Raw genomic sequence first — 25,956 nt, 5'->3', positions numbered from 1 at the left:
ATATGCTGCATTTCGGGGCGCGGGCAATTTCTGCCCGCGCCCCTTGCCTTATCGAGGAAGCTTGAGCCATGTCTCGCGAAACGCTGAAAACCCTGTTCTATCCTTTTGAAAACGGCGTGCTCGACATGCCCGCGTCCGGCCGTGCGCTGTTTTACGGTGCCGAGCCCGGCTTCCGCCTGCCCCAGGGCTTCGGCGCGGAGATCTGCGCCGTGCAGCCGCTGAAAAGCCTGTTCGATGGCCTGAAGGCCGCAGGTGTGGCGGTCGAGCCGGAGCGTGGCGACGGGCCATACGATCTGTCGCTGGTGCTGTTGACCAAGCATCGCGGCGAGAACGAAAATCATATCGCCGAGGCGCTGGCCAATACGGTCCCCGGTGGCATGATCGTGATCGCGGGCGCCAAGGAAGAGGGCGTGCAGTCGATGCGCAAGCGCCTTGCCGGCCTGATTGACGGTGTTGAATCGACACCGAAATATCACGGTGTGGCGATCTGGCTCGCCCGCCCGGAAAAGCCTGAAGCCGCGATTGCGGCGCTCACCCATCCCGCCGTCGAGATCGATGGCCGCTTCACCACCGTCCCCGGGCTTTTCTCCCACGACCGGATCGACGAAGGCTCACGTCTTCTGGGCGAACGCCTGCCGGAGGATTTTGCCGGTCTGGCTGCCGATTTCGGCGCCGGCTGGGGCTATCTGTCGGCGATGCTGCTCGAGACGGCACCACGGCTTGGCGGGCTTGATCTCTACGAGGCCGACCACCGGGCGCTGGAGCGGGCGCGTGTCAATCTCGCCGGCAAGTCCGACCACATGCCGGTCAAGTATTTCTGGCAGGACCTGACCGCCGGTCCGGTGAAGACGCGCTATGACCTGATCATCATGAACCCGCCCTTCCATGCTTCCGGGCAGGCGGCAGAACCGGCGCTCGGCCAGACGATCATCGAAACGGCCCTGGCGGCGCTGAAGCCGGGCGGCAAGCTGATGCTGGTCGCCAATCGCGGTCTGCCTTACGAGGACATCCTTGCGAAGAACTGCCGTCAGCATGGAGAGACCTACCGCAATGCCCGCTTCAAGATCCTCTGGGGCGTGAAGTGAATTTCAATGCGCTGATCCCGGAACTATCCGTCCGGGATCTTCAGCAAAGCCTTGCCTTCTATGTCGGCCTGATCGGCTTTTCCGTGCGTTATGACCGGCCGGAGGAAGGGTTTGCCTTCCTTCAAAAGGGGCAGGCGCAGCTGATGCTGGATACGATCGGCATCGGCCGGACCATTGATGAGCTGGCCTCAGGTCTTGGCGGTGGCGTCAATTTCCAGCTTGCCGTCGATGATTTCGATGCGATTGTCGCCCGGCTTCAGACGGCCGAATGGCCGCTGGTGCTGGGGCCGGAAGACAGATGGTACCGCACGGCAGATGGCGAGGAAGGGCAGCGCCAGCTCTGGCTGCGTGATCCGGATGGTTATCTGCTGCGACCGTTCATGCCGCTCTAGAACGCCGTGCGTCCTTTTGGATGCGCCAGGGCATCATCCGAACGGATCCAGTCCGATCGACGCGTTGATCGCCTCAGTCAAACAGGCGGCGTTCTGCCGGTGCAATGATCTTCGCGATCATGGCGTCATCCACCGCATCGAGGCTGTCCGGCTGCCAGTGCGGATCATGATCCTTGTCGATAAGCGTGGCGCGTACGCCCTCGGCAAAATCGGGCCGGAAGATCATTTTCTGACCGGCGGCAAACTCGCGCTCCAGGCAATCTTCGAGCCGTTCGGAGCGGCCACCCTCACGAATGAGCTCCAGCGTCAGCCTGACGGAGACCGGGCAGCGCCCTTCGATCTGGCGGACGGTCTGAAGGGCAAAGGCGCCACCGTCGCGGCGCAATGCGGCAAGGATCTGGCCGACAGTGTCATGGCGGAAGGCGATATCGATCAGCCGGTGCTCGAATTCGATCGGCGAAAAGGCCGGGCTGGTGGCGAAGTCCGCTATCAGCGGGTCGAGCGCCTGTTCCAATGTTTCACCCTCAAGGGCGAGGATCGCCTCCACCAGCCGGGGCAGCCGCGAAGCGGGGACAAAATGATCGGCGATCTTCATGCGGATGGCGTCGGCAGGCCCGACGGTTGCGCCGGAAAGGCCCATATAGGTGCCGAATTCATGATCGGGCAGTGACAGGAACCAGGTCGCGCCGATATCCGGCAACAGCCCGATCCCGGTTTCGGGCATGGCAAGCCGGCTCCGTTCGGTGACGATGCGGTGCGAGCCATGGGCGGAAATGCCGAGCCCGCCACCCATGACGATGCCATCCATGATGGCGATATAGGGCTTGTCGAGCCGGGCGATATGGGCATTCATCCGGTATTCGTCGGCGAGGAAATCGATGGCCGACGCATCGCTGGCGAGCACTTTTTCGCGGACCTCGCGCACATCGCCGCCCGCAGACAGACCCCGGCTGCCATTGCCTGTCACCAGAATGGCGGCGATGTCAGGGGCATGTTCGAAGGCCGTAATCGCGGCGTGCATGTCGCGGATGATCTGATGGGTGAGGGCGTTCAGTGCCTTCGGCCGGTTGATGGTGATCAGACCGACAGCACCGCGTGTCTCGATCAGAACCGGCTCTTCCGTCGCCACCGTCGCATCCATGGATCTGCTTTCCTCTCAGCCGCTGTTTCGCTCACCGCACCATTGGTAGAGGCTGTGGCCAGTTCGTCAAATGACAAATGTCAAACGCGCCGCAGGCCTGAAGTCTGCGGCGCGTTTGATGAATGTGGAGCGCAAAAGCCTGGCGCTTACTGCTCGCCGAGTTTCATCGACGGGTCATAGTCCTTGCCCTCGACCTCTTTCACCACGGCCTGGCCGCAATACATCTGGCCGGTGGCGTGGTTGAAGGAGATCGACGGCGCGCCGGAGAGCGACCAGCCCTTGTTCAGCGCATCGGTGACGCGATGGCAGAAGCTGGCATCATCGGGTCCGGTGAGGAAACGGTAGAGCTTCACAGGCTGTCTCCTTCCGGCTTTTCAATGCCTTCGGCAATGGCGACAAGCGCCTCGGCCTGTTCCAGATGCAGCCGCTCGATCATCCGGCCGTTGAATTGCAGCACGGCCTGTCCTTGCGCTTCCGGTGCGGCGAAGGCCGCGATAATGGCATGCGCTTCGGCGAGGGCGGCCGGAGACGGGCTGAAATGCTGGTTCGCGCCGGCAATCTGCGAGGGATGGATCAGCATCTTGCCGTCAAAGCCCATTTCGTTGCCCTGGATACACTCGGCAATGAAGGCATCCTGATTGGTGTAGTTGTTGAACACCCCGTCGACCACCGAAAGGCCGAAGGCGCGCCCGGCCAGAAGCACCTGCATCAGCCATGGCACCAGATAGGGACGGCCGAACTGCGGCAGAACGCCGGTTTCGGAACGCAGGTCATTGACACCGATGACGAGGGTCTCGAGGCGTCCGCCGGAGGCAACCGAGAAGGCGCCGGCAATGGCATGGGCGTTGAGAACGCCTTCCGGCGTTTCGATCATGCCCCAGAGCTTGACCCTGAGGGGCGCGCCATTGGCGTTGAGGATGGCGCTGGCTGCTGCGACATTGGCCACAGTCTCCACCTTGGGCAGGAGAATGGCGTCCGGCTGGCAGGCCATTGCCACCTTCATGTCCTCACGGCCGAAATCCGTCGACAGCGGATTGATGCGGATTGCCGTCAGCTTGCCCTGGGGGCGGTTGTTGATGAAGAGCTGCTCGAGATTCTCACGCGCTTCGGCCTTGCGCTCACGCGCGACAGCGTCTTCGAGATCGAAGATCACAGCATCGCAGTCCAGCGTGGCGGTCTTCGCTAGCGCGCGGCGGTTGACTGCCGGAACACACAAAACAGAACGGCGCAGCTTAATCCGGTCCATAGCCTTAGTCCTACCATATTTTCTATAAGTAATGCGGTTGCGGGGTGCTGAAACGTTATTTCAGCATTTTGATGATTATTCGGAGAGACAAATTTGCATTCGCCCCTTGCGAAAGAACTGCCAAAGCGCCAGATTGTCAAATGTGAAAGGATTTTGACGATGCAGAATATCCGTTCGGTACTGATGGCGATCGTCGGTCTTGCCGCTATTGCGGTTCTGACGGTCTTTGCAGCTTCTGTCGGCTTCGCGCTGATTGGCGTTCTTGCCGTGCTTTCTCTCGCGCGCCTTTTCGCCGCGCGGCTTGAGCGCTCGGCGGTTCCTGTACGCGCACGCCGCAGGTCGGCCCGTCAGGAAGACATGCGCGTCTGGGATGACGGTCGCGGCAAGATCATCGATCTGTAAAGCCGGATCAATCACTTTGGAGCGTCGTTTTGTCGCGGCGCTTCCAGGGTGGAATCGTGTGGGCGTACCCTCAGGTACAGTTTGCCATTGAAAAATGCGCAAAAGCCCTTTATCCCGTTCTCAAACAAAATCTGCCTTCAGAAACGCGCTGAGGACGTGCAATGGAAAAATTTGTCAAGCTTACCGGCGTTGCGGCGCCGCTTCCGGTTGTCAATATCGACACGGACATGATCATCCCGAAGGATTACCTGAAGACGATCAAGCGCACCGGTCTCGGCAAGGGCCTCTTCGCCGAAGCGCGCTACAATGAAGACGGCTCCGAAAATGCCGACTTCGTGCTCAACAAGCCGGCTTATCGCCAAGCGAAAATCCTGATTGCCGGTGACAATTTCGGCTGCGGCTCCTCGCGCGAGCATGCGCCCTGGGCGCTGGCCGATTTCGGTATCCGCTGCGTGATCTCCACCAGCTTTGCCGATATCTTCTACAACAACTGTTTCAAGAACGGCATTCTGCCGATCAAGGTAACGCCGGAACAGCTGGAAATGCTGATGGATGATGCCGAGCGCGGCTCCAATGCCATCATCACAGTCGATCTCGAGAAGCAGGAAATCTCCGGTCCCGATGGCGGCTCTATCAGCTTCGAACTCGACAGCTTCAAGCGGCACTGCCTGCTGAACGGTCTCGACGATATTTCGCTGACCATGGAAAAGCAGGGCAATATTGCCACCTATGAGGCCAGGCTCGCTGCCGATCGCCCCTGGGCCTGAGGCGGAAAAGCCGTTCTTTCTTTGCAGCCGGCTGGTGGAGACACCGGCCGGTTTTGCTTTGTGGCCGGTTCCGTGTTGCCCGGACCCGTCAGAGCGGCAGGCCGAAATGCCGCAAACCTTCAATCACACCATCGGCAATAGCGGCGCGGGCGTGGTAGATGCGGGCCCCCGCCGGGGCAAGGGCGCGCAATTCGTCGAAACCATTGGCGGGGATGATGCCGCGGACACCGTCCACCTCGAACATGGCGCGATCATTGCCGGTGTCGCCAGCAACGACGACCGATTGCATGTCGAGGCCAAGCCGGGCAGCAAGGAAGGCGAGGGTCGCGCCCTTGTCGGCGGCCCTGGGCAGCACATCGAGATCGCGGGACGAGGAATAGACCAGTTTGATGTCGAGACCGGCAGACCTGAGCTGGCGTTCGATCGCCTGCAGCCGCGCCGCATCGGCGTCTTCAAGATACCAGCTTGACTTCAGTCCGTGCTGATAACGCTCCGGCTGACGGTGGACATCAGGAATTTCGCCCATGAGGGCAGCGATCTTGCTGGCGTCGAAGCCAGAGCCGATCTGTTCGGCGAACCCCGCATCAATGGCACTGTCGCGAAGACCATGCAGCATGGTGCCGACACCGCCGATCAGAAAATCCGGTTCCGGCAGGCCTGCCTTGGGGATCAGCGCGAGCATGTCATCGATCAGCCGGCCGCTATTATAGACCAGTACCGGCCGGTCTTCGGGGGCGAGCGCCTCGAAGGCCGTGCGGAACCGGGCTGTCGCTGCGGGATCACCGACAAGCGTTCCGTCGAGATCGGACGAAAACAGACGCGGTTTCATGGCTCAGTCGCCATCGTGCCAGGGTTCGGCCCAGTCGCTGTCTCGCAGTGACTGGCGGATCGGCCGGCCTTCGACCAGCGAAATCAGCTGTTGGGCAATGCCTGTCCAGGTGAACAGGCTGCGGGCCTTGTGGGCGCCCATGCGCGACAGACGGTCGTTCAGCCGCTTGTGCTTGAAGGGCTTCATCATCATGATGCCGAGGTCATATTTGTCGAACGTATCGGCAAACAGGGCGTGGCGTCCGAAACTGATGGCGCGGTAAAGCCCGCCATTGGTGGTCACCACTGTCGGCGTGCCGCTGGCCATGGCCTCGATGGCGGTCATGCCGAAGGGTTCGTAGCGGCTTGAAAGCACGAACAGATCGGCGGCGCGGTAGATATCGGGCAGATCCTCATCGGAGACATAGCCGGAAAATTCCACCTTGTCCTCAAGGCCGAGCGCCTTCACCTGATCCTTCAGTTCGCCGAGAATGCGGGTTTCGAGCTCGTCCATGTTCTCGCCGCCGACGGCCAGATGCAGGCGGGCATCGGGCACGCGTTCAGCAAGAACCGCGAAGCCATCGATCAGAAGATCATAGCCCTTGTTGGTCGCAAGGCGGCCAAGCGACAGCACCGTTTTCCCGGTAAATCCGAATCTTTCGCGCAGCATCTGCCGCGAGGCGGCCGACACGGGATAGAAGCGGTTGTCATCATAACCCGGCGGGATCATGTAGACCCTGTCTTCCTTCAGCGAATAATCATCGATGATCATGTCGACCTGCAACGGCGTCGTGGCAATCACGGCGTCGCAGCTGCGATAGATCTGGCTTTCAAAACGGATGCGCTCAGAAAAGTTGAAATCCTTCTCGAACTGGTCGGCGCGATCGGGGTAGTCGGTCTCCATCTGGCGCTTTTTCCAGATGCCGAGCGAATGGGGCGTGTGCAGGTGCGGAATGTCCAGCGCTTCCGACAGGCGCATGCCGGCATAGCCCGCATCCCAGTAATGCGAATTGATGAAGTCATAGGTGAGATTGTTGCGGCGCATGTAGCGCAGCGCGTTCTCGCTCCATTCGAGCAGATGGCGATAGAGATATTCTTTGGGAATGAAATCCTTGCCACCGCAGGGGATGCGCACAACCCTGACGCGATCATCGACGATGTCGATCTCCGGCTGCTCCTCAAAGCGGCGGGTGTAGAGATCGACAGAATAGCCGAGCTGGGCAAGCTTTTTTGCAAGTTCAAGAACGTATACGACCTGACCGCCAGTATCGGCAGCGCCAAGCGGCGGATCAGCGGCAACGTATCCATGGGTCGAAATCAGGGCAATACTTGGAAATTTATCAGTTTCAGGTGCTTCTGTCATAATGGATACCTTTACTACAATTTTGCGCCGCAGCTATCAACCCCACCCGAAATTTCATAAAAACTTGTCATTGGCCGGGAAATACGTTTCGGCCACAGGGCACGACAAGGCGATTGTGGAGCTGATCCCACCATGTGAACTGAACGCTGCATGGCGGGGTTGTGTTCCCTTCAGATTGCTTGAGCGCATAGTTTTTCTGTGAAACACTCGGTGACACTGCAATGACGACGCGCCTGCCGGTCCTTCCGTCGGCCTCGCGTGCCAGCCGGGGGTTTTTGAGAATGAATTTTGCCGATGATCCGACAGCTTTCCTCAAATCGCTGTTTCAGGTGGCGGTGGAAGCGGCCGACCCGATGGCGCAGGTGAAGAAATATCTTCCCGCAGTGCCAAAGGGGCGCACGGTCGTCATCGGCGCAGGCAAGGGGTCCGCACGCATGGCGGAAGCGCTGGAAGCCTGCTGGGACGGGCCGCTGGAAGGGCTCGTGGTGACCCGTTACGGCCATGAGGCGCCCTGTTCGAAGATCGAGATCGTTCAGGCTTCCCACCCCGTGCCGGATGCGGCTGGCGAAGCGGCGGCGCGGCGGATTCTGTCGCTTGTCAGCAATCTGACGGCCGATGATCTCGTCATCGTGCTGATCTCGGGCGGCGGTTCGGCGCTTTTGTCATTGCCGCCGGACGGTATGGCGCTTGCCGATCAGATTGCCGTCAACAAGGCGCTGCTGGCCTGTGGTGCCTCGATCGACGAAATGAACTGCGTGCGCAAGCATCTTTCCGCGATCAAGGGCGGCAGGCTTGCCGCCGCCATTCATCCGGCCCATTGCCATACGCTGATGATTTCGGACGTTCCAGGTGACGATCCCGCGGTGATTGCTTCCGGACCGACGATCGGTGAGACGACGACCGTGGATGATTGCCGGGCGATCCTCAAGCGCTACCGGATCGATCTGCCGCCCCATGTGGAGCGGCATCTGGCTTCGCCGGCCGCACGCTGCGTGGCGCCTGATGATCCGCGCCTTGAGGGGGCGACGCAGGTGATTATCGCCACGCCCTACATGTCGCTCGAAGCCGCCCGCGCTGCGGCGGAAAAGGCTGGCCTGCCTGTGCTGATGCTGGGGGACACGATTGAAGGCGAAGCGGCGGAGGTCGGTATCGTTCATGCCGGCATTGCCCGTTCCTGTGTTCATCACGGCGTTCCGGTGACGCGGCCCGGTCTGATCCTGTCCGGCGGGGAGACGAGCGTGACGGTGCATGGTGATGGTCGCGGCGGCCGCAATGTCGAATTCCTGCTGTCGCTTGCCGTCGATCTTGGCGGACTTGAGGGCGTTTATGCACTTGCAGGCGATACCGATGGCGTCGATGGCCGCGAAGAGGTTGCGGGGGCCGTGATCACGCCGGATACGCTGGCGCGCGCCCGTGCGCTCGGCATCGATCCGCATGCCTCGCTCGACAACAATGATGGCCACGGCTTTTTCGAGGCGCTCGGCGATCAGCTGATTACCGGGCCAACGCTGACCAATGTGAATGATTTCCGCGCGATTCTGATTCTCTGAGCCGCGCCCTGTTGAAGGCAGATGTTGCGCAGGTGTGACAGTCGCCGCAGTGCTTGGGGGCCGCCGCCAATATCGCTTTGTTATATGGCATGAGAGGGCTATCAATCGGTTTCAGTTCTCGCTTTCGTGCAGAGGTTCTGATTCGGATATGCTTCATTGGCTTCCTTCGCTTGTTTTGACTGCCTGTCTGCTTGTTCCGATATCCGGCTCTGCTGCGGAGCCGAAAGCTGTGGAGGCCAGTTCCATGAGCACATCGTCGCTTTCGCAGGATCGTGATCCGGCCATGCCGGTGCCAAAACTCAAGCGCGAGGCCATCCATTCGGTCGTGGCGGCTGTGGCGCCATTCCAGTCTGCTGCAGGATCAGGGCTTGCCGGTCGGGTGATCTATATCGACCAGACACACGATATCGTTCTGGCACCGAAGGAAGTCGTGCTGACCTTTGATGACGGGCCGGTGCCGAAGAATACGCCATCCATTCTCGATACGCTGGATGCTTTCGGCGTCAAGGCAACCTTCTTCATGGTGGGGGAAATGGCGCGCAGCCATGCCGCCATTGGCGCAGATGTCGCCCGGCGCGGTCACACGATCGGAACGCACAGCTATTCGCATCCCAACCTTGCACAGCTGTCGACAGCGGCCGCGCAGAATGAGATCGACAAGGGCGTTGCCGCGGTCACATCGGCGACGGGGCAGGAGCCCCACTTCTTCCGCTTTCCCTATCTTTCCGAAAGCGGCAGGCTGGATCAGATGATTGCAGCGCGTGGCCTGATACCGGTCGGCGTCGATATCGATTCCATTGATTACCGTCCAGCATCGTCACAGGTGCTGATCAACCGCGTCATGGCCGGGCTGGCAAAGCATGGCGGCGGCATCATCCTGATGCATGATCTGCAGACCCGCACGGCGCATTTCCTGCCGGGCCTGCTGACGGAGCTTCAGGCCGGTGGCTACAAGGTCGTGCAGCTCAGATACGGCACGCCGCCGCAACGACAGAAGCCCGATCATGCCACACCCGAGACGCCGACCCTCGTTCAGCTCCTGCGCGGTGACGGGCCGCAATAGCGCGGCACAAGGGTTTCGCGGCCTGAATTCGCGAGCGGGCGTACCGAAGCGGCCTTCCCCGGCTTGAATTGGGGCCTCGCCCGGTCTAGAACCCAGCCTTGACAGGTCGAGCGGCTTTGCCCTGCGGCTTTTCAGAACAACAATTCAGCACGCCGCCGGCGGGCGCCGCCGGAGGCTGATCATTGCCTATCGGGAGGTGCCCATGACCAATCGTTCGCTCTTTCTTTTGCCTGGTGACGGCATCGGCCCGGAAATCACCGCCGAACTCGTCAAGATCATCGATTTTCTGAACCGCGAGACCGGTGCCGGCTTTGTGACCGAAACCGGCCTTGTCGGCGGTTCGGCCTATGATGCGCATGGCGTTGCCATTTCCGACGCTGACATGGCCCGCGCCATGGCCGCAGATGCCGTCATTCTGGCCGCTGTCGGCGGACCGAAATGGGACAGCGTTCCTTATGAGGTCCGGCCGGAAGCCGGCCTTCTGCGCCTGCGCAAGGACATGCAGCTGTTTGCCAATCTGCGCCCGGCGATCTGCTATCCGGCCCTGGCTGCCTCGTCATCGCTCAAGCCTGACCTCGTCGAAGGCCTCGATATTCTGATCGTGCGTGAACTGACCGGCGGCGTCTATTTCGGTGAACCGAAGGAAATCATCGACCTTGGCAACGGCCAGCAGAGGGCGATCGACACGCAGGTCTATGAGACCTATGAGATCGAGCGCATTGCCGCCGTTGCTTTCGAGCTTGCGCGCACGCGCGACAATCGCGTCTGCTCGATGGAAAAGCGCAATGTCATGAAGTCCGGCCTTTTCTGGAACCAGGTTGTGACCCGGGTTCACGATGAGGCGTTCAAGGATGTTCAGCTCTCGCATATGCTGGCGGATGCCGGCGGCATGCAGCTGGTGCGGGCGCCGAAGCAGTTCGATGTCATCGTGACCGATAATCTGTTTGGCGATATCCTGTCTGATGTTGCCGCGATGCTGACGGGCTCGCTCGGCATGTTGCCGTCTGCGTCTCTCGGCGCACCGGATCCCAAGACTGGCAAGCGCAAGGCCATGTATGAGCCTGTGCATGGCTCCGCGCCGGATATTGCCGGCAAGGGCATTGCCAATCCGCTGGCGATGATTGCGTCCTTTGCCATGTGCATGCGCTATTCCTTCAACATGATCACCGAAGCCGAGGCGCTGGAAGCCGCGATCGCTTCGGTGCTGGAAGATGGCTATCGGACCGGCGATATCATGTCGGAAGGCTGCAAGCGGGTGAACACGGTAGAAATGGGCGAGGCGGTGCTGAAGGCCTTTGCTGCCAAGCTCAAGGGCTGATCGGACCGATCCGAAAAAAGCTGTGCGGCCGGGGCTTTATAAATGCCTCGGCCGATCTATTTTAGGGGCTATGTTCATGTCCGATCACCCCGCTTTTCCCTCCGGGCATCCGCTTGTGCGTTTCGGTCTGAATTGGCCGGCACCGCAGCGGCGGATCACATTCAAAGCGACGCGCTGGCCGGAATTTCTGCTGCCGGGTGCCACTCTGGTGGTGCTTTGCCTTGCGGTGCTTGACCGGCCGGTGGCCATGGCGGCGGCCGGCATTTCGCCGGTCTTCCGCAGCATTGCCTTGGCGCTGACGGATCTGTCGACATCAAAGTGGCTTCTGAGCGCCGTGCTTGTGTTTGCCTGCTGCGCCCTTGTCGCAAGTGCCGGTCCGGCAGCCCGGCGGCTGAGGCTTTCGGCATTGCTGCTCGGACAGCAGGCGCTTTATCTCTTCAGTTCACTTGCCATGGCCTCGGCCATTGCCAATCTTGTCAAGCGGCTGATCGGCCGGGCCCGGCCGATGCTGTTTGACAGTGTCGGCGATTTTCATTTCGGCGGCGGGCTGTTTTCCTACGCGCATCAGAGCTTCCCCTCGGGCCATTCGACGGCTGCCGGCGCGTTTTTCGGCGCCATGGCTCTGCTTGCGCCGCGCTACCGGCCGGTTTTCGTCAGCCTGGCACTGTTTTTCGGCTTCGCCCGGGTGGCGGTCGGCGCTCACTATCCAAGCGATGTGGTGGCCGGCCTGTTCTTCGGCGCCTGGCTGGCTTTTGCTATGGCGGTGGTTTTCGCGCGCTACCGGGTGGTTTTCGAACCCGATTGCACCGGGCATCCAAAATTTCGGACACGAAATGGTTGTTGTGTAAAATCGATTAAACCTATGCGATATCGTGGCCTGTAATATTGCTGTGTCAATTGGCGAATTATAACGTTGGCTGATGGTCTGTAACCAATTCAAGACGGATAGCTTGAATGCCAATCTGGTTTTCGCCTCAACGTCGTCGTTCCTGTCTGAGCGCAGGGAAAGCGAGGATCTGCTGGAGGCTTTGCCTCTTTGCGACCCTGGCCGCAGTGCTGCTTGCTTTTGCTGTCTTTGACGAACCGCTCGTGTGCACCCGGCAGAACCTGTCGCCGCTGGTGATGCGTTATGGTCAGGTCGCATCCGGTTTCGGAAATTCGTCCTGGATGATCATCGGTTCGCTTCTGCTGCTTCTTGCCGCAGGCGCGGGCTGGCGTCTTGCCGCAGACAGGCGGACACAGGCAAAGGCGATTTTTCTGGCGCAGGCGGCGACTTACTTTTTGATCGCGATTGTTGGCTCCGGCATCACGGTCAATGTGATCAAACGTGTCATTGGCCGTGCGCGGCCCTCTGAATTCACGCAGTACGGGCTGCTCCACTTCGAACCTGTCGCGTTCAACTCCCACTTTGCCAGCTTTCCGTCTGGCCATGCTGCGACGGTTGGCGCTTTTTTCGCTGCATTGTCCTTCTTCTTTCCACGCTACCGGGTGATGTTTTTCATGGCAGCGGTCTGGCTCGCCATCAGCCGGGTGATTGTCGGCGCGCACTATCCCAGTGACATTGTTGCCGGGCTCGCTTACGGGGCGTGGTTTTCCTATGCTCTGGCCGTCGTCTTTGTCCGACATCGGGTGCTGTTCAACCTCAATGCGGGCGGCTATCCTGTACCGCGCCCTGGTCTGGTTCTCCTCATGACTGGACGTCATAGGAGAGCATTTGGGCCCGTCAGCAAAACGTATCTTGACTTGGGCGCGCAAAGGGGCCATTAGCCTCGTGTCAGAGGAAGCGTCCCATGTTTCAGGTGAATTTTATCATCGGTGAACGGATGAGCCAGGCAGAAGCTGCCGGGCATGACTTCCCTGTTTCCGCTTTTTGCACAAAAACGGCCAAAACGACGACGAAAACCGTCTGATCGTCTCTGGCCACGCCGCTCTCTCCCCGGTCCGGCCGGGGACTGAAAGGCCGCTAAACCAGCGCCTTTCGCTCCAGCCCCAGCGAGGAGAGACTGAAAGAGAGCTGTTAGCCATGGGTTTCAAGATTGCAGTCGCCGGTGCCACCGGCAATGTCGGACGCGAAATGCTCGCCATTCTGGCTGAGCGCGGTTTTCCGGCTGATGAGGTTGTCGCGCTGGCCTCCAGCCGTTCGGTCGGCACGGAAGTGTCCTTCGGCGACAAGACGCTTCGTGTCTCCAACCTTGAGAACTATGATTTCTCCGATACCGATATCTGCCTGATGTCTGCCGGCGGCTCGGTCTCGCAGAAGTGGTCGCCGAAGATTGGCGCCCAGGGCTGTGTCGTCATCGACAACTCTTCGGCCTGGCGTTACGATGCCGATGTTCCGCTGATCGTTCCGGAAGTCAATCCGGATGCGATTTCCGGCTTTACCAAGCGCAATATCATTGCCAATCCGAACTGCTCGACGGCCCAGCTGGTTGTTGCGCTGAAGCCGCTGCATGATTTTGCCAAGATCAAGCGCATCGTCGTCTCGACCTATCAGTCGGTTTCCGGTGCCGGCAAGGACGGCATGGACGAGCTGTTCAACCAGACCCGCGCCGTCTTCGTTGCCGACCCGATCGAGAACAAGAAGTTCACCAAGCGCATCGCCTTCAACGTGATCCCGCATATCGATGTCTTCATGGAAGACGGCTATACCAAGGAAGAATGGAAGGTTCTGGCCGAAACCAAGAAGATGCTTGATCCCAAGATCAAGGTCACCTGCACGGCCGTGCGCGTTCCGGTCTTCATCGGTCATTCCGAAGCCGTCAATATGGAATTTGAAAACGAAATCACCGCCGATCAGGCCCGCGATATCCTGCGGGAGGCACCCGGCTGCCTCGTGATCGACAAGCATGAGGATGGCGGCTACATCACCCCGGTCGAATGCGCTGGCGAAGACGCCACCTATATCTCGCGAATCCGCGAAGATGCGACGGTCGAAAACGGTCTCGCCATGTGGGTTGTCTCCGACAATCTGCGCAAGGGCGCTGCGCTGAATGCAGTCCAGATCGCCGAGCTTCTGGTCGAGCGCAATCTGGTCAAGCCGCGCGCGGTTGCGTGATTGCTCTTCAGTGATTGACATCTGGACGGCCGGTGGGAGACCACCGGCCGTCAGACTTTTGGCGACGTCATCCAGCTTGCCTTTTCGCGGTGGAATAGCCACCCCTCCGTCGTCATCCCCGGGCTTGGTCCACGGGGATCCAGTCAATTCGAGACATTGGGCGAAAAGATCACTTTTGCTGCTTCGATGCGCGTGGGCTGGATGCCTGTGCCAAGCACAGGCATGACGCCAGCGGGTGCAGAAAAGTCTGTCAACATTCTGATCACCGGTGGGAGACCACCGGCCTTTTTCATTTGGCCTCAGCCATAGCGACGCGGCACGAGCGCGGCCTGGAACCAGCGCACGAAGGTCTCGATGGAAAAGACCGGCAGACCGGTTGCTGCTGCAATATCGGCGGCATAGGGGATCATATTGGTGCATTCGAGCACGATGGCACCGAGATCCGGATGGGCTGAAACCAGCTTTTCAGCGGCCTCGATATTGTCCTGGCGGGCCAGATCGACATCCAGTTCCAGCTCGTTCTTCATCAGCACGCGGGTGAATTCTCTGAGGCCTTCAGTGGTGCCGATCGGTGTGCCTTCCGGCACGCCCGCAAGTGCCAGATGCCGTTCCGTCAGCGTCGAGCCGGAGACGGTGAGAATGCCGGCGCGCTTTCCCGGCGCCAGAAGCCGGTTGACGAGCGAGACCTGCATCAGAGATGAGGTGGCGACCGGCACCGGCACGGCAGCGGCCAGTTCCGCCTGGAACAGCGACAGAAACCCGCAATTGGTGGTGATGCCGTCGACGCCATCGGCGACCAGTTCGCGGGCTGCCTCGACAAAGACATCGAGCAGGCCTTCGGCGCCCTGCAGCACCACGCGTTCCGGCGTTGCCGAACGCACGACCTTGTAATGTACCGGGAAGGGCCAGGTCAGCGCATTGCCCATGTCGCCCGGAATACGCGGAAACTGCGCCTCCAGCATCAAAATCCCGACAGACGCGCCATAGACCGCCTTGCCGCCCTTTGCCTTCATGATGATCCGTCTCCCGGTTCGAGCCGGCGTTCGGTCAGTTCTTCCGGGCCGGCAACATAGATATTCGAATAGCCTTCGCGCACCGAGGCGACGATCTGGTCCATGCGCTTGACCACATGGCTGCGCATGGTCCGTGCCGCACTGTCGGCATCGCGCCGCTCCAGCGCCTCCATGATCAGCCGGTGTTCGCCCTTGGTGCGAAGCACCGCCGCTGCCATGTCGACCCAGCGGATGAAGCGGATGCGGTCATTGATATGGTCGAGTTCGCGACAGAGCTCGGCATTGCCGGAAAGCTTTGCAACGGCCATGTGGAACGCCTCGTCGGCAGCACTCGCTTCGCCAATCGTGCGGTCCTCGTAAACAAGACCGTCCTCGAACGGGCCGGCGCGCAAGGCTGCCAGATCGTCGTCGCTTGCCCGGCGGCAGGCGAGGCGCACGGCGGATTCTTCCAGAATCGCGCGCAGCTCGTAAAGATCGAAGATCGACTGGGCATCAAGGCCGCGGCAGAAAAAGCCCTTGCCGGCTGAAAAATCAAGCAGCCGCTCGGCGACCAGCCGGTTCAGCGCCTCGCGCAGCGGTGTGCGGCTGGCACTCAGCGTGCGGGCAAGCGCCACTTCGTTGACGCGTTCACCGGGGCGAAGCGTGAAGTTCACGGTCATTTCCTTGACGCGTGTGTAAAGCGCTTCAACGCGGGTTTCGCTCAACGGGGTCTCCTCTGAAACAGATGAAGGCCTTCCTTGACACAAGTCGGCAAAACCATCAACATGCAAAACTGTATACAGATCAGAGTACAGAAACAAGTGCAGGAAAACACCGATGTCAGATGCCGCATTGCCGAACCGCATGAGCGGAGCGGAAGCCATGGTCCACATGCTCAAAGCCCATGGCGTGACCGATATGTTCGGGCTTTGTGGTGACACGACGCTGCCCTTTTATGATGCGCTGGCCAGGCTCGATCACGGCATTCGCCATTTCCTGACGCGTGATGAACGCCATGCCGCCTATATGGCCGACGCCTATGCCCGTGTCACCGGCAAGCCAGGCGTCTGCGAGGGGCCGTCGGGCGGCGGTGCGACCTATATCCTGCCGGGCCTTGTCGAGGCGAATGAAAGTTCGATCCCGGTGCTTGCCATTACCACCGATGTTTCGACCACGGCACGCGGGCGCTATCCGCTGACCGAGCTCGACCAGGTGGCGCTGATGCGGCCGCTGACCAAGTGGAATGGCTCGATTGACGATCCGGCCAAGGTGCCGGCGATGATGCGCGCCGCCTTCAGGGCCATGACCACGGGCAAGCCCGGCTCGGCCCATATCGCGCTGCCCTTCGATACCCAGAAGGGCGAGACCGATCCGGCCGAGATCTGGGCCGATCCGCGCCATGCCCATTTCCCGGCGGAACCTTCCGGCCCCGATCCGGCGGCGATCGAAGCGGCTGCGGATGCATTGCTTTCGGCGAAATCCGCGCTGGTGATTGCTGGCGGCGGGCCGGTGATTGCCGGGGCCGAGGCTGCCCTTCTGCGCCTTGCCCGTCGGCTCGACCTGCCGGTTGCCACCACCGTTTCCGGTCAGGGCACGATTGCTGAAACCGATCCGCTGGCGGTTGGTGTCGTCGGCTCCAATGGCGGTGTCGCCGCCACCCGCGCCGTCGTGGATGTGGCCGATCTGGTGATCTTCATCGGCTGCCGGGCGGGATCGGTTACCACTGAGCGCTGGCGTTCGCCGAAGACATCGGTTCGTTTCATCCATATCGACAGCGATCCGCAGGTCATCGGTGCCAATTATCAGACAGAGGTGGCGATCGTCGCCGATGCGAAACTGGCGCTTGAAGCGCTGACGGCGGCCGTGGAGGCGCGCCAGCCGGCGATTTCATTTGACGGTCAGGCGCGCGCGGCTGAAGCCTGGGCTGGCAAGTTTGCCGCCTTTGAGCCGCTCGCAGCCTCTTCTGAACGGCCGATCCGCCCGGAACGGGTGATCGCCACATTGCAGCGGCTGCTGGACGATGATGCGATCATCTGTGCCGATCCAGGTACACCCTGTCCCTATTTCTCGGCGCATTACCGCTGGCGCGACGCCGGGCGCCATTTCATCACCAATCGCGCCCATGGGGCGCTCGGCTATGCTCTGGCCGCCTCCATCGGTGCCCATGCGGGCCGGCCGGATGTCAAAACGGTGGCCGTGATGGGAGATGGTTCCTTCGGTTTTTCCTGCGGCGAACTGGAAACGCTGACGCGCTACCGCATGCCGATCACGGCGATCGTCTTTTCCAACGCCACTTTCGGCTGGATCAAGGCCGGGCAGAATTCCGGTTTCGGCAAGCGCTTCTACAATGTCGATTTCGGCCGGACAGACCATGCCGCGGTCGCCAGTGCTTTCGGCATCAAGGCTTTCCGCGTTGAGGATCCGGCGATGCTGGAGCCTGTGCTGAAGGAAGCGCTTGCATTTGACGGCCCGACATTGATTGATGTGATCGCGCAGCCGTTGCATGAGGCAGCAGCGCCGGTCAGTGAATGGGTTGCATGAATGCGTGATGAGAAAAGGCATATTGGCATTGTTGGTGCGGGCATTGTCGGCGTCTCCTGCGCCATCTGGCTGCAGCGCGCCGGCCACAAGGTCACGCTGATCGACCGGCTGGGCCCCGGCGAGGGCACCAGCTATGGCAATGGTGGCGTGCTGGCCTCGGCCTCGATCGTGCCGGTGACGGTGCCGGGGCTGATGAAAAAGGCGCCGGGCATGCTGTTTGACCCCGGCCAGCCGCTGTTTCTCAAGTGGTCCTATCTGCCGAAACTCGCGCCCTGGCTGCTCCGCTACATGTCGCATGCCAATGCGCGGGATGTGGAACGGATTGCGACCGCCATTCACGGCATTGTCGGCGACAGCCTGACCGAGCATCAGGCACTTGCCGCCGGCACACCGGCCGAGCGCTATATCCGGCCGTCCGATTATGTCTTCGTCTATCGCGACCGCGCCCATTTTACCGGTGACCGTTTCGGCTGGGCTATCCGCAAGGCGCATGGCATTTCCTGGGAGGAGCTGGAGGGTGACCGGTTCAAGGCCTATGATCCGGTCTTTTCTGCTGATTGCGGCTTTGCCGCACGCGTGCCGGATCATGGCATGATCACGGATCCCGGCGCCTATGTGAAAGCGCTTGCCGCGCATGCCGAGACCCAAGGCGCCGAGATCCTAAAGGCCGAGGTCAGTGATTTTGCGATCGAAAACGGCGTGGTTACCGGCGTCAGGGCCGGTGGCCAAACCATGTCTTTCGACGATGTGGTGATTGCGACCGGGGCCTGGTCCAAGCCGCTTGCGGCAAAACTCGGACTCAACGTGCCGCTTGAAAGCGAGCGTGGCTATCATGTCGAGCTTTGGGATCCGAATATCATGCCGCGCGCGCCGGTTATGCATGCCGGCGGCAAATTCGTGATCTCACCGATGGAAGGCCGTTTGCGGCTGGCTGGCATCGTCGAGTTCGGCGGGCTTGATGCGCCGCCGTCTCGGGCGCCGTTCCAGCTGCTGATGGACAATATCCGCGCTGCCATTCCGGGCCTGACCTTCAAGGAGAAGACCGAATGGATGGGCCACAGGCCGGCGCCTGCCGACAGTATTCCGCTGATCGGGGCCGTTCCGAGGAAAAAACGTGCCTGGCTCGCCTTCGGTCATCATCATATTGGCTTGACGGGCGGCCCGAAGACGGGAAGGCTGCTGACGCAAATTCTGACGGGACAAAAGGTCAATCATGACCTTGGCCGTTATGATCCGGCACGTTTCGCTTAAGACGAAGCGTTCATAAATGAAAAAAAGGGGAACCTGAACATGAAGACGATGATGGGCCTTATGGCCGCAACAGCTCTCGGCCTTGGTGCCGCCACTGCCGCCAATGCCGAAACCTGGGATATGCCGATGGCCTATCCCGCCAGCAACTACCACACTGAAAACGGCACCAAATTTGCCGAATGCGTGACGTCTGCCACCGATGGTGCGGTGGAAATCGTTGTGCATCCCAACGGCTCGCTGTTTGCCGGCAATGATATCAAGCGCGCGGTCCAGACCGGCCAGGCGCCGATCGGTGAACGCCTTCTGTCGGCCCATGCCAATGAGAACCCGCTTTTCGGCCTCGATTCCATTCCGTTCCTGGCAACCTCCTTCGATGCTTCCGACAAGCTCTGGGCGGCCGGTATTGATGACATCAAGGCCGCGCTTGCCGACCAGAACCTTGTCTATGTCTATTCGGTTCCGTGGCCGCCGCAGGGTCTCTATACCAAGAAGGAAATCAATTCCGCCGCTGACCTGAAGGGCATCAAGTTCCGCGCCTATAATGCCGCAACCGCCCGCATTGCCGAACTGGCCGGCATGGTGCCGGTGCAGATCGAGGCGGCGGAACTGTCGCAGGCTCTGGCGACCGGTGTTGCCGAAAGCTTCATTTCCTCCGGTTCGACCGGCGTCGACAGCAAGGTCTGGGAAAGCCTTGATCATTTCTATGACGTTCAGGCCTGGCTGCCGCGCAATGTTATCTTCGTCAACAAGGACATGTTCGACGGTCTTGATGCTGCCGGTCAGAAGGCGATCATGGATTGCGGTGCCGAAGCTGCGACCCGCGGCGAGGATACGGCCAAGTCGCTGACGGCAGGCTATCTGAAGACGCTGGCCGAAAACGGCATGACTGTCGCTGCCCCCAGTGAACAGCTGAAAACCGATCTGGAAGGCTATGGCGAGACCATGACCACGGAATGGCTGTCCAGCGCCGGCGATCAGGGCAAGGCCATCATCGAGGCCTATAAGGCAAACTGACCCCCATCACAGACCCCGGTGCGTTTCTGGCGCGCCGGGTCATCATCCGATCTGTCGGGGGTAAGGCATGCTCGAAATTTCACCTCATAATCCGATACGAAAAGGACTGGATGGCCTGTACCATCTCGCCGGCTATCTTGCGGCCGCCTGTCTCGTCGCCATGCTCGGCGTCATCGTCGTGCAGATGGTTGCGCGCTGGTCGGCGCTGATCTTCCCGGGCGGCGCCGAATATGCCGGCTATCTGATGGCAGCCTCGTCCTTTCTCGCCTTTGCCTATGCGCTCAATCACGGCACCCATATCCGGGTGAACCTGTTTTTGACGGCGCTGGGGCGGTTTCGTTTCTTCGGCGAGCTCTGGTGTCTGGCCATTGCCACCGTCACATCGACCTATCTGGCCTGGTATGCGATCAAGCTCGTCTACTGGTCGCGCAAGCTGCATGATATCAGCCAGGGGCAGGATGCGACCTTGCTCTGGTATGTCCAGCTTCCCGTCGCAGCCGGCGCGGTGCTTCTGGCGCTCGCCTTTGCCGATAATCTGGTGACGCTCATCCTGACCGGCCAGTCCAATATTGCGGAAAACCCGGAAGATCAGGAGCAGGCGGAATAATCATGGCCAGCGAACTTCTTCCCATCGGCATTTTTCTTGTCGTTCTTTTCATCCTTCTGGGGTCCGGCGTCTGGGTCGGGCTGGCGCTGCTCGGCGTTGCCTGGTTCGGCATGGAGCTCTTCACCTCGCGTCCCGTCGGCGATGCCATGATGACGATCATCTGGCGCTCGTCGTCGTCCTGGACACTGACGGCGCTGCCGCTGTTCATCTGGATGGGGGAAATCCTCTATCGAACGCGTCTGTCGGAGGACATGTTCAAGGGTCTGTCACCCTGGATGGCCAGGCTTCCGGGCGGTCTTTTGCATACCAATGTCGTCGGCTGTACCGTCTTTGCCGCCGTTTCCGGCTCGTCTGCCGCGACGCTGATGACGGTCGGCAAGATGTCGGTGCCGGAACTTCGCCGCCGCAACTATCCCGAACATCTGGTCATCGGCACGCTGGCAGGTGCGGCGACCCTCGGCCTGATGATCCCGCCATCGCTGACGCTGATCGTCTATGGCGTGACGATCAATGAATCGATCACCAAGCTGTTCATTGCCGGCATCGTGCCGGGGCTGGTGCTGGCCGCCCTGTTCATGGGCTATATCGCCGTTATCTCGAAGCTTTCGAAGAATTACCGGCCCGAACCGGAGCCCCGCATGAGCTTTGCCGAAAAGCTGAAACGGTCGCGCTTTCTCATTCCGGTGCTGACCCTTATTCTGGTGGTCATCGGCTCCATGTATCTCGGTTTTGCCACGGCAACCGAGGCCGCCGCCTTCGGTGTCATCGGGGCGATGGTGCTGGCGGCGGTGCAGGGTTCGCTGACGCGCCAATCGCTGATTGACAGCCTGCTGGGGGCGACGAGAACTTCGGCCATGATTGCGCTCATTCTGGCTGGTGCCGCTTTCCTGTCGCTTTCGATGGGCTTTACCGGCCTGCCGCGGGCGCTCGCCGCCTGGATCAATTCACTGCATCTCAGCCGGTTCGAACTGCTGATGGCGTTGCTGGTGTTCTATATCGTGCTCGGCTGCTTTCTGGATGGCATTTCCTCCGTTGTGCTGACCATGGCCGTGGTGGAACCGATGATCCGCCAGGCGGGGATAGATTTCATCTGGTTCGGTATTTTCGTCGTGGTCGTCGTGGAAATGGCGCAGATCACCCCGCCGATCGGCTTCAACCTGTTCGTGATGCAGGGGATGACCGGGCACCAGATGAATTTCATCGCCAAGGCGGCCTTTCCGATGTTCCTGATCATGGTGGCGATGGTGTTTCTGCTGATCGCCGTCCCGGATCTGGCCACCTGGCTGCCGTCTCACATGCGCGAGATCGGGCTTTGAGCCCGGTTTCGCGGCGGCGTCATTGCCGGCAGGACAAGCCATGGCGCTGATCTTTTTCTGTCTCGCCTGGCTTGCCCGGCAGGGGCGCATCGTGCTGGTGGCCGGTCTCATCGTCGGAATCGGTTTGCCGCCGCTTGCCGCGACGCTGCAGGCCTATATTCCCGAAGTCGTGGCGGTGATGCTGTTTCTGGCTGCATTCCGCATTGGCCCTTCGGCTGTGATCGGCCGGCTTTCCGGCTTGAAGACCACGGTCCTGATCGTGGTTCTGTTTCAGGTGGGGCTGCCCTGTCTGCTGGCGCTTGGCTTCCGGCTTTGCGGCTTTTCCGGTCCGCTTGCCAATGCCGTGGTGCTGGCCGCTGCCGCTTCGCCGATTTCCGGCAGCCCGAACCTGACCCTGATGGCCGGTCATGATCCGGCGCCGTCGCTCAGGCTATTGATTGTCGGCACGGCGCTTCTGCCGCTCACCGTTCTTCCGGCCTTCTTCTTCTGGCCGCTCTTCGGCGCGCCATCGGCCGTGGTGTTTTCATCGCTGCGCCTGCTTGTCATCATCGGCGCGGCGGCCGGGCTTGCCTTCGCCCTTCGCCATTTCTGGAAACCGGTCCTGAGCGAGCGGGATGTGATTGCCGTTGACGGTCTTTCCGCCTTTGCCATGGCCTTTGCCGTCATCGGGCTGATGGCGGCGTTCGGCACGACGATGCGGGAAGCGCCGATGCAGCTGATGGCGCCGCTGGCGGCGGCCTTTCTGTTCAATTTCGGCCTGCAGATTGCTGCCTACATCTTCCAGATGAAGAGCGGCATCGGCAGCACTGCCGCCGCCGCCCATGCGATTTCCGCCGGCAACCGCAACAACATGCTGTTTCTCGCCGCCCTTCCGGCTTCGATCATGGCGCCGCTTTATCTCTTCATCGCCTGCTATCAGATCCCGATGTATCTGACGCCGCTTCTGCTTGGCCGTTTCTACCGCGGGCCTGCCGGTCAGTCGTCGTCATAGCCCTTGAAAAAGGCGGATGCGGCGAGAAAGGCGGAAATCAGCCCCGTCGTCGCGGTCACGTCGGCTTCGGCACAGACTTCGCGGATCGAATGCATGGCGAAGATCGGCGCCCCGAGATCGATGGTGCGGATTGAAAGGGCGGTGGACGAATGCGGTCCCAGTGAGCCGCCTTGTCCGCGGTCGGCCCGATAGGTGAATTGCTGCAGCGGGCAGTCGATCTGGCTGGCGAGAAGCCGGATCTGGGCCATCAGATTGGCGGAATAGGCATAATTGCCGCGAATCCCATATTTGCACACCGGCCCGCCCGCCATCATCGGCGATTTCTGGCTGTCGAACAGCTCCGGCGTCAGCGGATGCACCGCATGGGCGACATCAAGCGAGATCTGGGCCGAACGGCCGATCATGGCGGTGACATCATCGCCGCCGAGCTTCTTCAGCAGGTTCTCGAGCAATGGCGACTTGGCGCCAAGCCAGGTGCCGCTGCCAATTTCCTCGGCGTCGAACAGCGCCACCATGGGGATGGTGCTGCCTGCAGCCGCTTTCGTCGCGGCAAGGGCCGAAAGCGCGGAGAAGCAGGAGATCAGATTGTCGAGCCGGCCAGAACTGACAAAGCCGTCATCAACGCCAAAATGGGATGCGCCGGCAGCCTCATGCAGATAGAGATCATGTTCCAGCGGCTGGCCGCTGTCGTCGCCGGTCAGCATTTCCCAGAAGGTCTCTGGGCTCAGCGCCTTGCCGGTGCCGAAGAAGGCATGCAGATCGGTCTGGGCATTGACCGCATCGCCGCCGGGCGACATATGCGTCGGCAGGCCGATCGTGCGGAACGCCAGATCCGGCGCGATCATTTTCGGCACGACATGGCCCCGGTCGGCAACATAGATCCGCCCGGCAAGTTTCAGGTCACGGTCCATCCAGCGCGCAAGATTGGGCCCGTCATAGGGATGAATGGCAAGGAAATGGCTGCCGAGCTTGCTGATATAGGGTTCGGTCTTGACCTTCAGTGCCGGAAAATCCGTATGGGCAGAGACGATGTGAAAAGAATCGGCCTGTTCCGGCGCGATCCAGGCGAACAGCGTCTTGCCGCCGATGACCGTGTAATGTCTGCCGGCGCTGGCCGGTGCCTCTGGCGCCAGCCGCTCAAAGCCTGCCTTTTCTAGAAGCGCAATTGCCGTCGTCACGGTGTGATAGGGGCTGACGGCGTCATTGAGAAAATCAACAAGTTCCATTTCAAGCACTTTCATGCATCCGCTCAGGCGATCGGATTTTCGATCACAAAGCTCTTCAGGAATGCGGCATAGGCGTCGCGGGTGGTTTTCAGATCTTCGGTGGAGAGGATCTCAAAGGGTGAATGCATGCCGAGAACCGGCGGGCCCATGTCGAAGACCTGAACGCCCTGACGGGTGAAATGCATGGCGACCGTGCCGCCGCCACCAAAATCGACCTTGCCGAGCTCGCCGGGCTGCCAGGCAATGCCCTCGCGGATCATGATATTGCGCATCTGGCCGACGAGCGATGAATCCGCTTCGCTGGCGCCGCGCTTGCCACGGGCGCCGGTATATTTGGCAATGCAGACACCCTTGCCAAGATGGCCGCTATTGTTCTCATCGGTTGGCCCGGACCAAGTCGGATCGCAGGCGACATTGACGTCACCGCTGACCATGACAGTGTTGGAAATCGTCCGGCGCAGGCGGAAATAATTGCTGTCGCCGAATTTCTCGAACACTTCGAAGAGGAACCGTTCGAGCATATTCGAATCGGCGCCGTGAATGCCCTGCGAGCCGACTTCCTCGCGATCGGTGAAGACAAAACCGTAATTGCCGTTCGGATCATCCGCCGCAAACATCGCCTGCAGCGCTGCAAAGGTGCAGGAGCGGTTGTCATGGCCATAGGCGCCGATGAGGTCGCCGCCGAAGCCGATATAGCGCGGCGCCACGGCAGGCACGGCCTCGAATTCGCCGGTGACAAAATCTTCCGGTTTGAGATCGAGCGCCTGCAGCAGCTTCTCGAATACCTTGGCCGGACGGCCGGTCTCGCCGTCACTGCCACGCAGGCCGGAGATCAGGTTGAGGTGCTCTGCTGTGATGGCCGTGCTGTTCTTTGCTCCGCCCTCCGGCTGATGGCCGAGATGGGGGGCGAGATCGGAAATGGTAAAGACCGGTTCGTCGGCACCGCGGCCGATGCGCACCGAGAATGTGCTGCCATCGGCACGCTGGCCGCGGCCATGCAGTTCCAGCGGCATCCCGACCCAGTGATAATATTTGACACCGCCATAATAGCGGGTCTGCAGCGTGCCAACGCCGAACTTTTCTTGCGCGGGGGCCGGTTTCAGGTCAAGGCGCGGACTGTCGACATGGGTCGCGAGAAGTTTCAGTCCCTTGTCGATGCTTGCAAAATCACCGATCGACAGAAGAATGCCGCAGCGCTTGTTCAGCCTCAGCGAAATCTTCAGCCGGCCGCCGTCATGAGGTGAGGCTGCGTCAGCGAAACCTTGCTTTAGCGCTTCGTCATGGATGAAGTCGCAGACCTCGACTTCCGTCTTGCAGCGGCTGAGGAAATCAAAATAGGCGGCAGTGAGAGGGGATTTTTCATTCGGATTCATGGCGGACCGTGATCATCTATTGTGAGTCTGGCACAACCATAGACGCCTCGGACCGCCTGTCAAAGCGCTGATTTCGGCGTGTCCCCGACAGGGCGCTGCGATGCGGCGACAGCCATGCGGGCAAAAAAATAACGCCCACCGGGGGAGGAGGATCCGGTGGGCGTCATTGGGTTCGGTTGACGATTGGGAGGAGGAGTACCGTCAACCGGATCGAAACGGCGCTGGGAGGAGGAGTGCGCCGTGTCGAAGCTTTTTTTCCGGCCGGAAAGGCCAGGAAAAATTCTTAGAAGGAGGCCTTGCGGGCGACGCGGCGGATGTCTTCGCGGTTGATGCCGAGGTCGCTCAGCTCGCGGGTTGACATGCGGTCGAGCTCGCTGACGGTCTGCCGGTACTTTACCCAGTTGTTGAAAGAACGTGCCATGCCCATCGTCTTGGTCTCTCTTGTTTTGAGCGGCG

The 25,956-nt window shown here is 60.6% G+C and carries 26 protein-coding genes; 16 read left to right on the top strand and 10 right to left on the bottom strand.

The annotated features are described in order from the left end of the window. Window positions 1-68 precede the first annotated feature (68 nt). Window positions 69-1,085: a class I SAM-dependent methyltransferase gene (locus HCK86_RS13190; RefSeq protein WP_176084950.1), complete on the top strand. Its 1,017-nt coding sequence runs from the start codon at window positions 69-71 to the stop codon at window positions 1,083-1,085. Further along, window positions 1,082-1,477, top strand: a complete 396-nt coding sequence (locus tag HCK86_RS13185; RefSeq protein ID WP_176084949.1) for a VOC family protein — start codon at window positions 1,082-1,084, stop codon at window positions 1,475-1,477. Before HCK86_RS13190 ends, HCK86_RS13185 begins: the two co-directional genes overlap by 4 nt. A 73-nt stretch (window positions 1,478-1,550) precedes the next feature. Here the strand turns inward: HCK86_RS13185 and HCK86_RS13180 are convergent, their stop codons facing one another. From HCK86_RS13180 to HCK86_RS13170, 3 genes are all read right to left on the bottom strand, one after another. After that, complete coding sequence (locus HCK86_RS13180) at window positions 1,551-2,618, bottom strand: enoyl-CoA hydratase/isomerase family protein (RefSeq protein WP_176084948.1); 1,068 nt, start codon at window positions 2,616-2,618, stop codon at window positions 1,551-1,553. 146 nt (window positions 2,619-2,764) lie between these two features. Then, a complete protein-coding gene (locus HCK86_RS13175; RefSeq protein ID WP_176084947.1) occupies window positions 2,765-2,971 on the bottom strand; it encodes a DUF1737 domain-containing protein in 207 nt (68 codons plus the stop codon). Beyond that, the gene (locus HCK86_RS13170; protein WP_176084946.1) at window positions 2,968-3,864 is read right to left on the bottom strand and encodes a CoA ester lyase; all 897 of its coding nucleotides are present in this window, start codon (window positions 3,862-3,864) and stop codon (window positions 2,968-2,970) included. The genes HCK86_RS13175 and HCK86_RS13170 overlap by 4 nt, the downstream gene beginning before the upstream one ends. A 159-nt stretch (window positions 3,865-4,023) precedes the next feature. Here HCK86_RS13170 and HCK86_RS13165 point away from each other — a divergent pair, with 159 nt between their 5' ends. Then, a complete protein-coding gene (locus tag HCK86_RS13165) occupies window positions 4,024-4,266 on the top strand; it encodes a hypothetical protein (protein WP_176084945.1) in 243 nt (80 codons plus the stop codon). 161 nt (window positions 4,267-4,427) lie between these two features. Further along, window positions 4,428-5,033: a 3-isopropylmalate dehydratase small subunit gene (leuD, locus tag HCK86_RS13160; RefSeq protein ID WP_176084944.1), complete on the top strand. Its 606-nt coding sequence runs from the start codon at window positions 4,428-4,430 to the stop codon at window positions 5,031-5,033. Between the two features lie 88 nt (window positions 5,034-5,121). On the opposite strand, the gene HCK86_RS13155 is transcribed toward leuD, so the two are convergent. Both HCK86_RS13155 and HCK86_RS13150 read right to left on the bottom strand, forming a co-directional pair. After that, window positions 5,122-5,862, bottom strand: coding sequence for an HAD-IIB family hydrolase (locus tag HCK86_RS13155; protein ID WP_176084943.1), 741 nt, complete (start codon window positions 5,860-5,862; stop codon window positions 5,122-5,124). A 3-nt stretch (window positions 5,863-5,865) separates the two neighbouring features. Next, window positions 5,866-7,203, bottom strand: a complete 1,338-nt coding sequence (locus HCK86_RS13150) for a glycosyltransferase family 1 protein (RefSeq protein WP_176084942.1) — start codon at window positions 7,201-7,203, stop codon at window positions 5,866-5,868. Window positions 7,204-7,484: 281 nt separating this feature from the next. Between HCK86_RS13150 and HCK86_RS13145 the strand changes: the two genes are divergently transcribed. The 6 genes from HCK86_RS13145 (at window position 7,485) to HCK86_RS13120 (ending at window position 14,189) form a co-directional block, all read left to right on the top strand. Next, on the top strand, window positions 7,485-8,753 hold the full coding sequence (locus tag HCK86_RS13145) for a glycerate kinase (RefSeq protein WP_176084941.1): 1,269 nt from the start codon (window positions 7,485-7,487) through the stop codon (window positions 8,751-8,753). Between the two features lie 244 nt (window positions 8,754-8,997). After that, the gene (locus HCK86_RS13140; protein WP_176084940.1) at window positions 8,998-9,816 is read left to right on the top strand and encodes a polysaccharide deacetylase family protein; all 819 of its coding nucleotides are present in this window, start codon (window positions 8,998-9,000) and stop codon (window positions 9,814-9,816) included. Window positions 9,817-10,018: 202 nt separating this feature from the next. Next, on the top strand, window positions 10,019-11,134 hold the full coding sequence (gene leuB / locus HCK86_RS13135; protein ID WP_176084939.1) for a 3-isopropylmalate dehydrogenase: 1,116 nt from the start codon (window positions 10,019-10,021) through the stop codon (window positions 11,132-11,134). A 76-nt stretch (window positions 11,135-11,210) separates the two neighbouring features. Continuing rightward, window positions 11,211-12,017 carry a phosphatase PAP2 family protein gene (locus HCK86_RS13130; protein ID WP_176084938.1) on the top strand — a complete coding sequence of 269 codons (807 nt, stop codon included), beginning with the start codon at window positions 11,211-11,213 and terminating at the stop codon, window positions 12,015-12,017. Between the two features lie 71 nt (window positions 12,018-12,088). Continuing rightward, complete coding sequence (locus HCK86_RS13125; RefSeq protein WP_176084937.1) at window positions 12,089-12,901, top strand: phosphatase PAP2 family protein; 813 nt, start codon at window positions 12,089-12,091, stop codon at window positions 12,899-12,901. Between the two features lie 256 nt (window positions 12,902-13,157). Further along, window positions 13,158-14,189, top strand: a complete 1,032-nt coding sequence (locus HCK86_RS13120; RefSeq protein ID WP_176084936.1) for an aspartate-semialdehyde dehydrogenase — start codon at window positions 13,158-13,160, stop codon at window positions 14,187-14,189. A gap of 299 nt (window positions 14,190-14,488) precedes the next feature. Here the strand turns inward: HCK86_RS13120 and HCK86_RS13115 are convergent, their stop codons facing one another. Continuing rightward, window positions 14,489-15,202, bottom strand: a complete 714-nt coding sequence (locus tag HCK86_RS13115) for an aspartate/glutamate racemase family protein (protein WP_176084935.1) — start codon at window positions 15,200-15,202, stop codon at window positions 14,489-14,491. After that, entirely contained in the window at window positions 15,199-15,906 is a 708-nt protein-coding gene (locus tag HCK86_RS13110; protein ID WP_210259908.1) for a GntR family transcriptional regulator, read from the bottom strand. Before HCK86_RS13110 ends, HCK86_RS13115 begins: the two co-directional genes overlap by 4 nt. Window positions 15,907-16,018: 112 nt before the next feature. Here HCK86_RS13110 and HCK86_RS13105 point away from each other — a divergent pair, with 112 nt between their 5' ends. The 6 genes from HCK86_RS13105 (at window position 16,019) to HCK86_RS13080 (ending at window position 22,901) form a co-directional block, all read left to right on the top strand. Next, window positions 16,019-17,722, top strand: a complete 1,704-nt coding sequence (locus tag HCK86_RS13105) for a thiamine pyrophosphate-binding protein (RefSeq protein ID WP_176084934.1) — start codon at window positions 16,019-16,021, stop codon at window positions 17,720-17,722. Then, window positions 17,723-18,973 (top strand): FAD-dependent oxidoreductase, encoded by a 1,251-nt coding sequence (locus HCK86_RS13100; protein ID WP_176084933.1) that lies wholly within the window; start codon window positions 17,723-17,725, stop codon window positions 18,971-18,973. 39 nt (window positions 18,974-19,012) lie between these two features. Then, the gene (locus HCK86_RS13095; RefSeq protein WP_176084932.1) at window positions 19,013-19,987 is read left to right on the top strand and encodes a TRAP transporter substrate-binding protein; all 975 of its coding nucleotides are present in this window, start codon (window positions 19,013-19,015) and stop codon (window positions 19,985-19,987) included. 67 nt (window positions 19,988-20,054) lie between these two features. Beyond that, window positions 20,055-20,594 carry a TRAP transporter small permease gene (locus HCK86_RS13090; RefSeq protein WP_176084931.1) on the top strand — a complete coding sequence of 180 codons (540 nt, stop codon included), beginning with the start codon at window positions 20,055-20,057 and terminating at the stop codon, window positions 20,592-20,594. Between the two features lie 2 nt (window positions 20,595-20,596). Next, complete coding sequence (locus HCK86_RS13085; protein WP_176084930.1) at window positions 20,597-21,910, top strand: TRAP transporter large permease subunit; 1,314 nt, start codon at window positions 20,597-20,599, stop codon at window positions 21,908-21,910. A 40-nt stretch (window positions 21,911-21,950) separates the two neighbouring features. Continuing rightward, window positions 21,951-22,901, top strand: coding sequence for a hypothetical protein (locus HCK86_RS13080; protein ID WP_176084929.1), 951 nt, complete (start codon window positions 21,951-21,953; stop codon window positions 22,899-22,901). Here HCK86_RS13080 and HCK86_RS13075 read toward each other — a convergent pair. The 3 genes from HCK86_RS13075 to HCK86_RS13065 all read right to left on the bottom strand — a co-directional run bounded on the left by HCK86_RS13075 (window position 22,886) and on the right by HCK86_RS13065 (window position 25,927). Then, window positions 22,886-24,142 carry a hypothetical protein gene (locus tag HCK86_RS13075; protein ID WP_176084928.1) on the bottom strand — a complete coding sequence of 419 codons (1,257 nt, stop codon included), beginning with the start codon at window positions 24,140-24,142 and terminating at the stop codon, window positions 22,886-22,888. The two genes, HCK86_RS13080 and HCK86_RS13075, sit on opposite strands and share 16 nt — an antisense overlap. 8 nt (window positions 24,143-24,150) lie before the next feature. Further along, window positions 24,151-25,500, bottom strand: a complete 1,350-nt coding sequence (locus HCK86_RS13070) for a M20/M25/M40 family metallo-hydrolase (RefSeq protein WP_176084927.1) — start codon at window positions 25,498-25,500, stop codon at window positions 24,151-24,153. 283 nt (window positions 25,501-25,783) lie between these two features. Then, complete coding sequence (locus HCK86_RS13065; RefSeq protein WP_141147910.1) at window positions 25,784-25,927, bottom strand: DUF1127 domain-containing protein; 144 nt, start codon at window positions 25,925-25,927, stop codon at window positions 25,784-25,786. Window positions 25,928-25,956 lie beyond the last annotated feature (29 nt).

This window comes from Martelella sp. HB161492 (assembly GCF_013184775.1).
In the GTDB taxonomy this organism is placed as follows: domain Bacteria; phylum Pseudomonadota; class Alphaproteobacteria; order Rhizobiales; family Rhizobiaceae; genus Martelella.
This window is presented reverse-complemented; position numbering and strand designations above follow the sequence as displayed.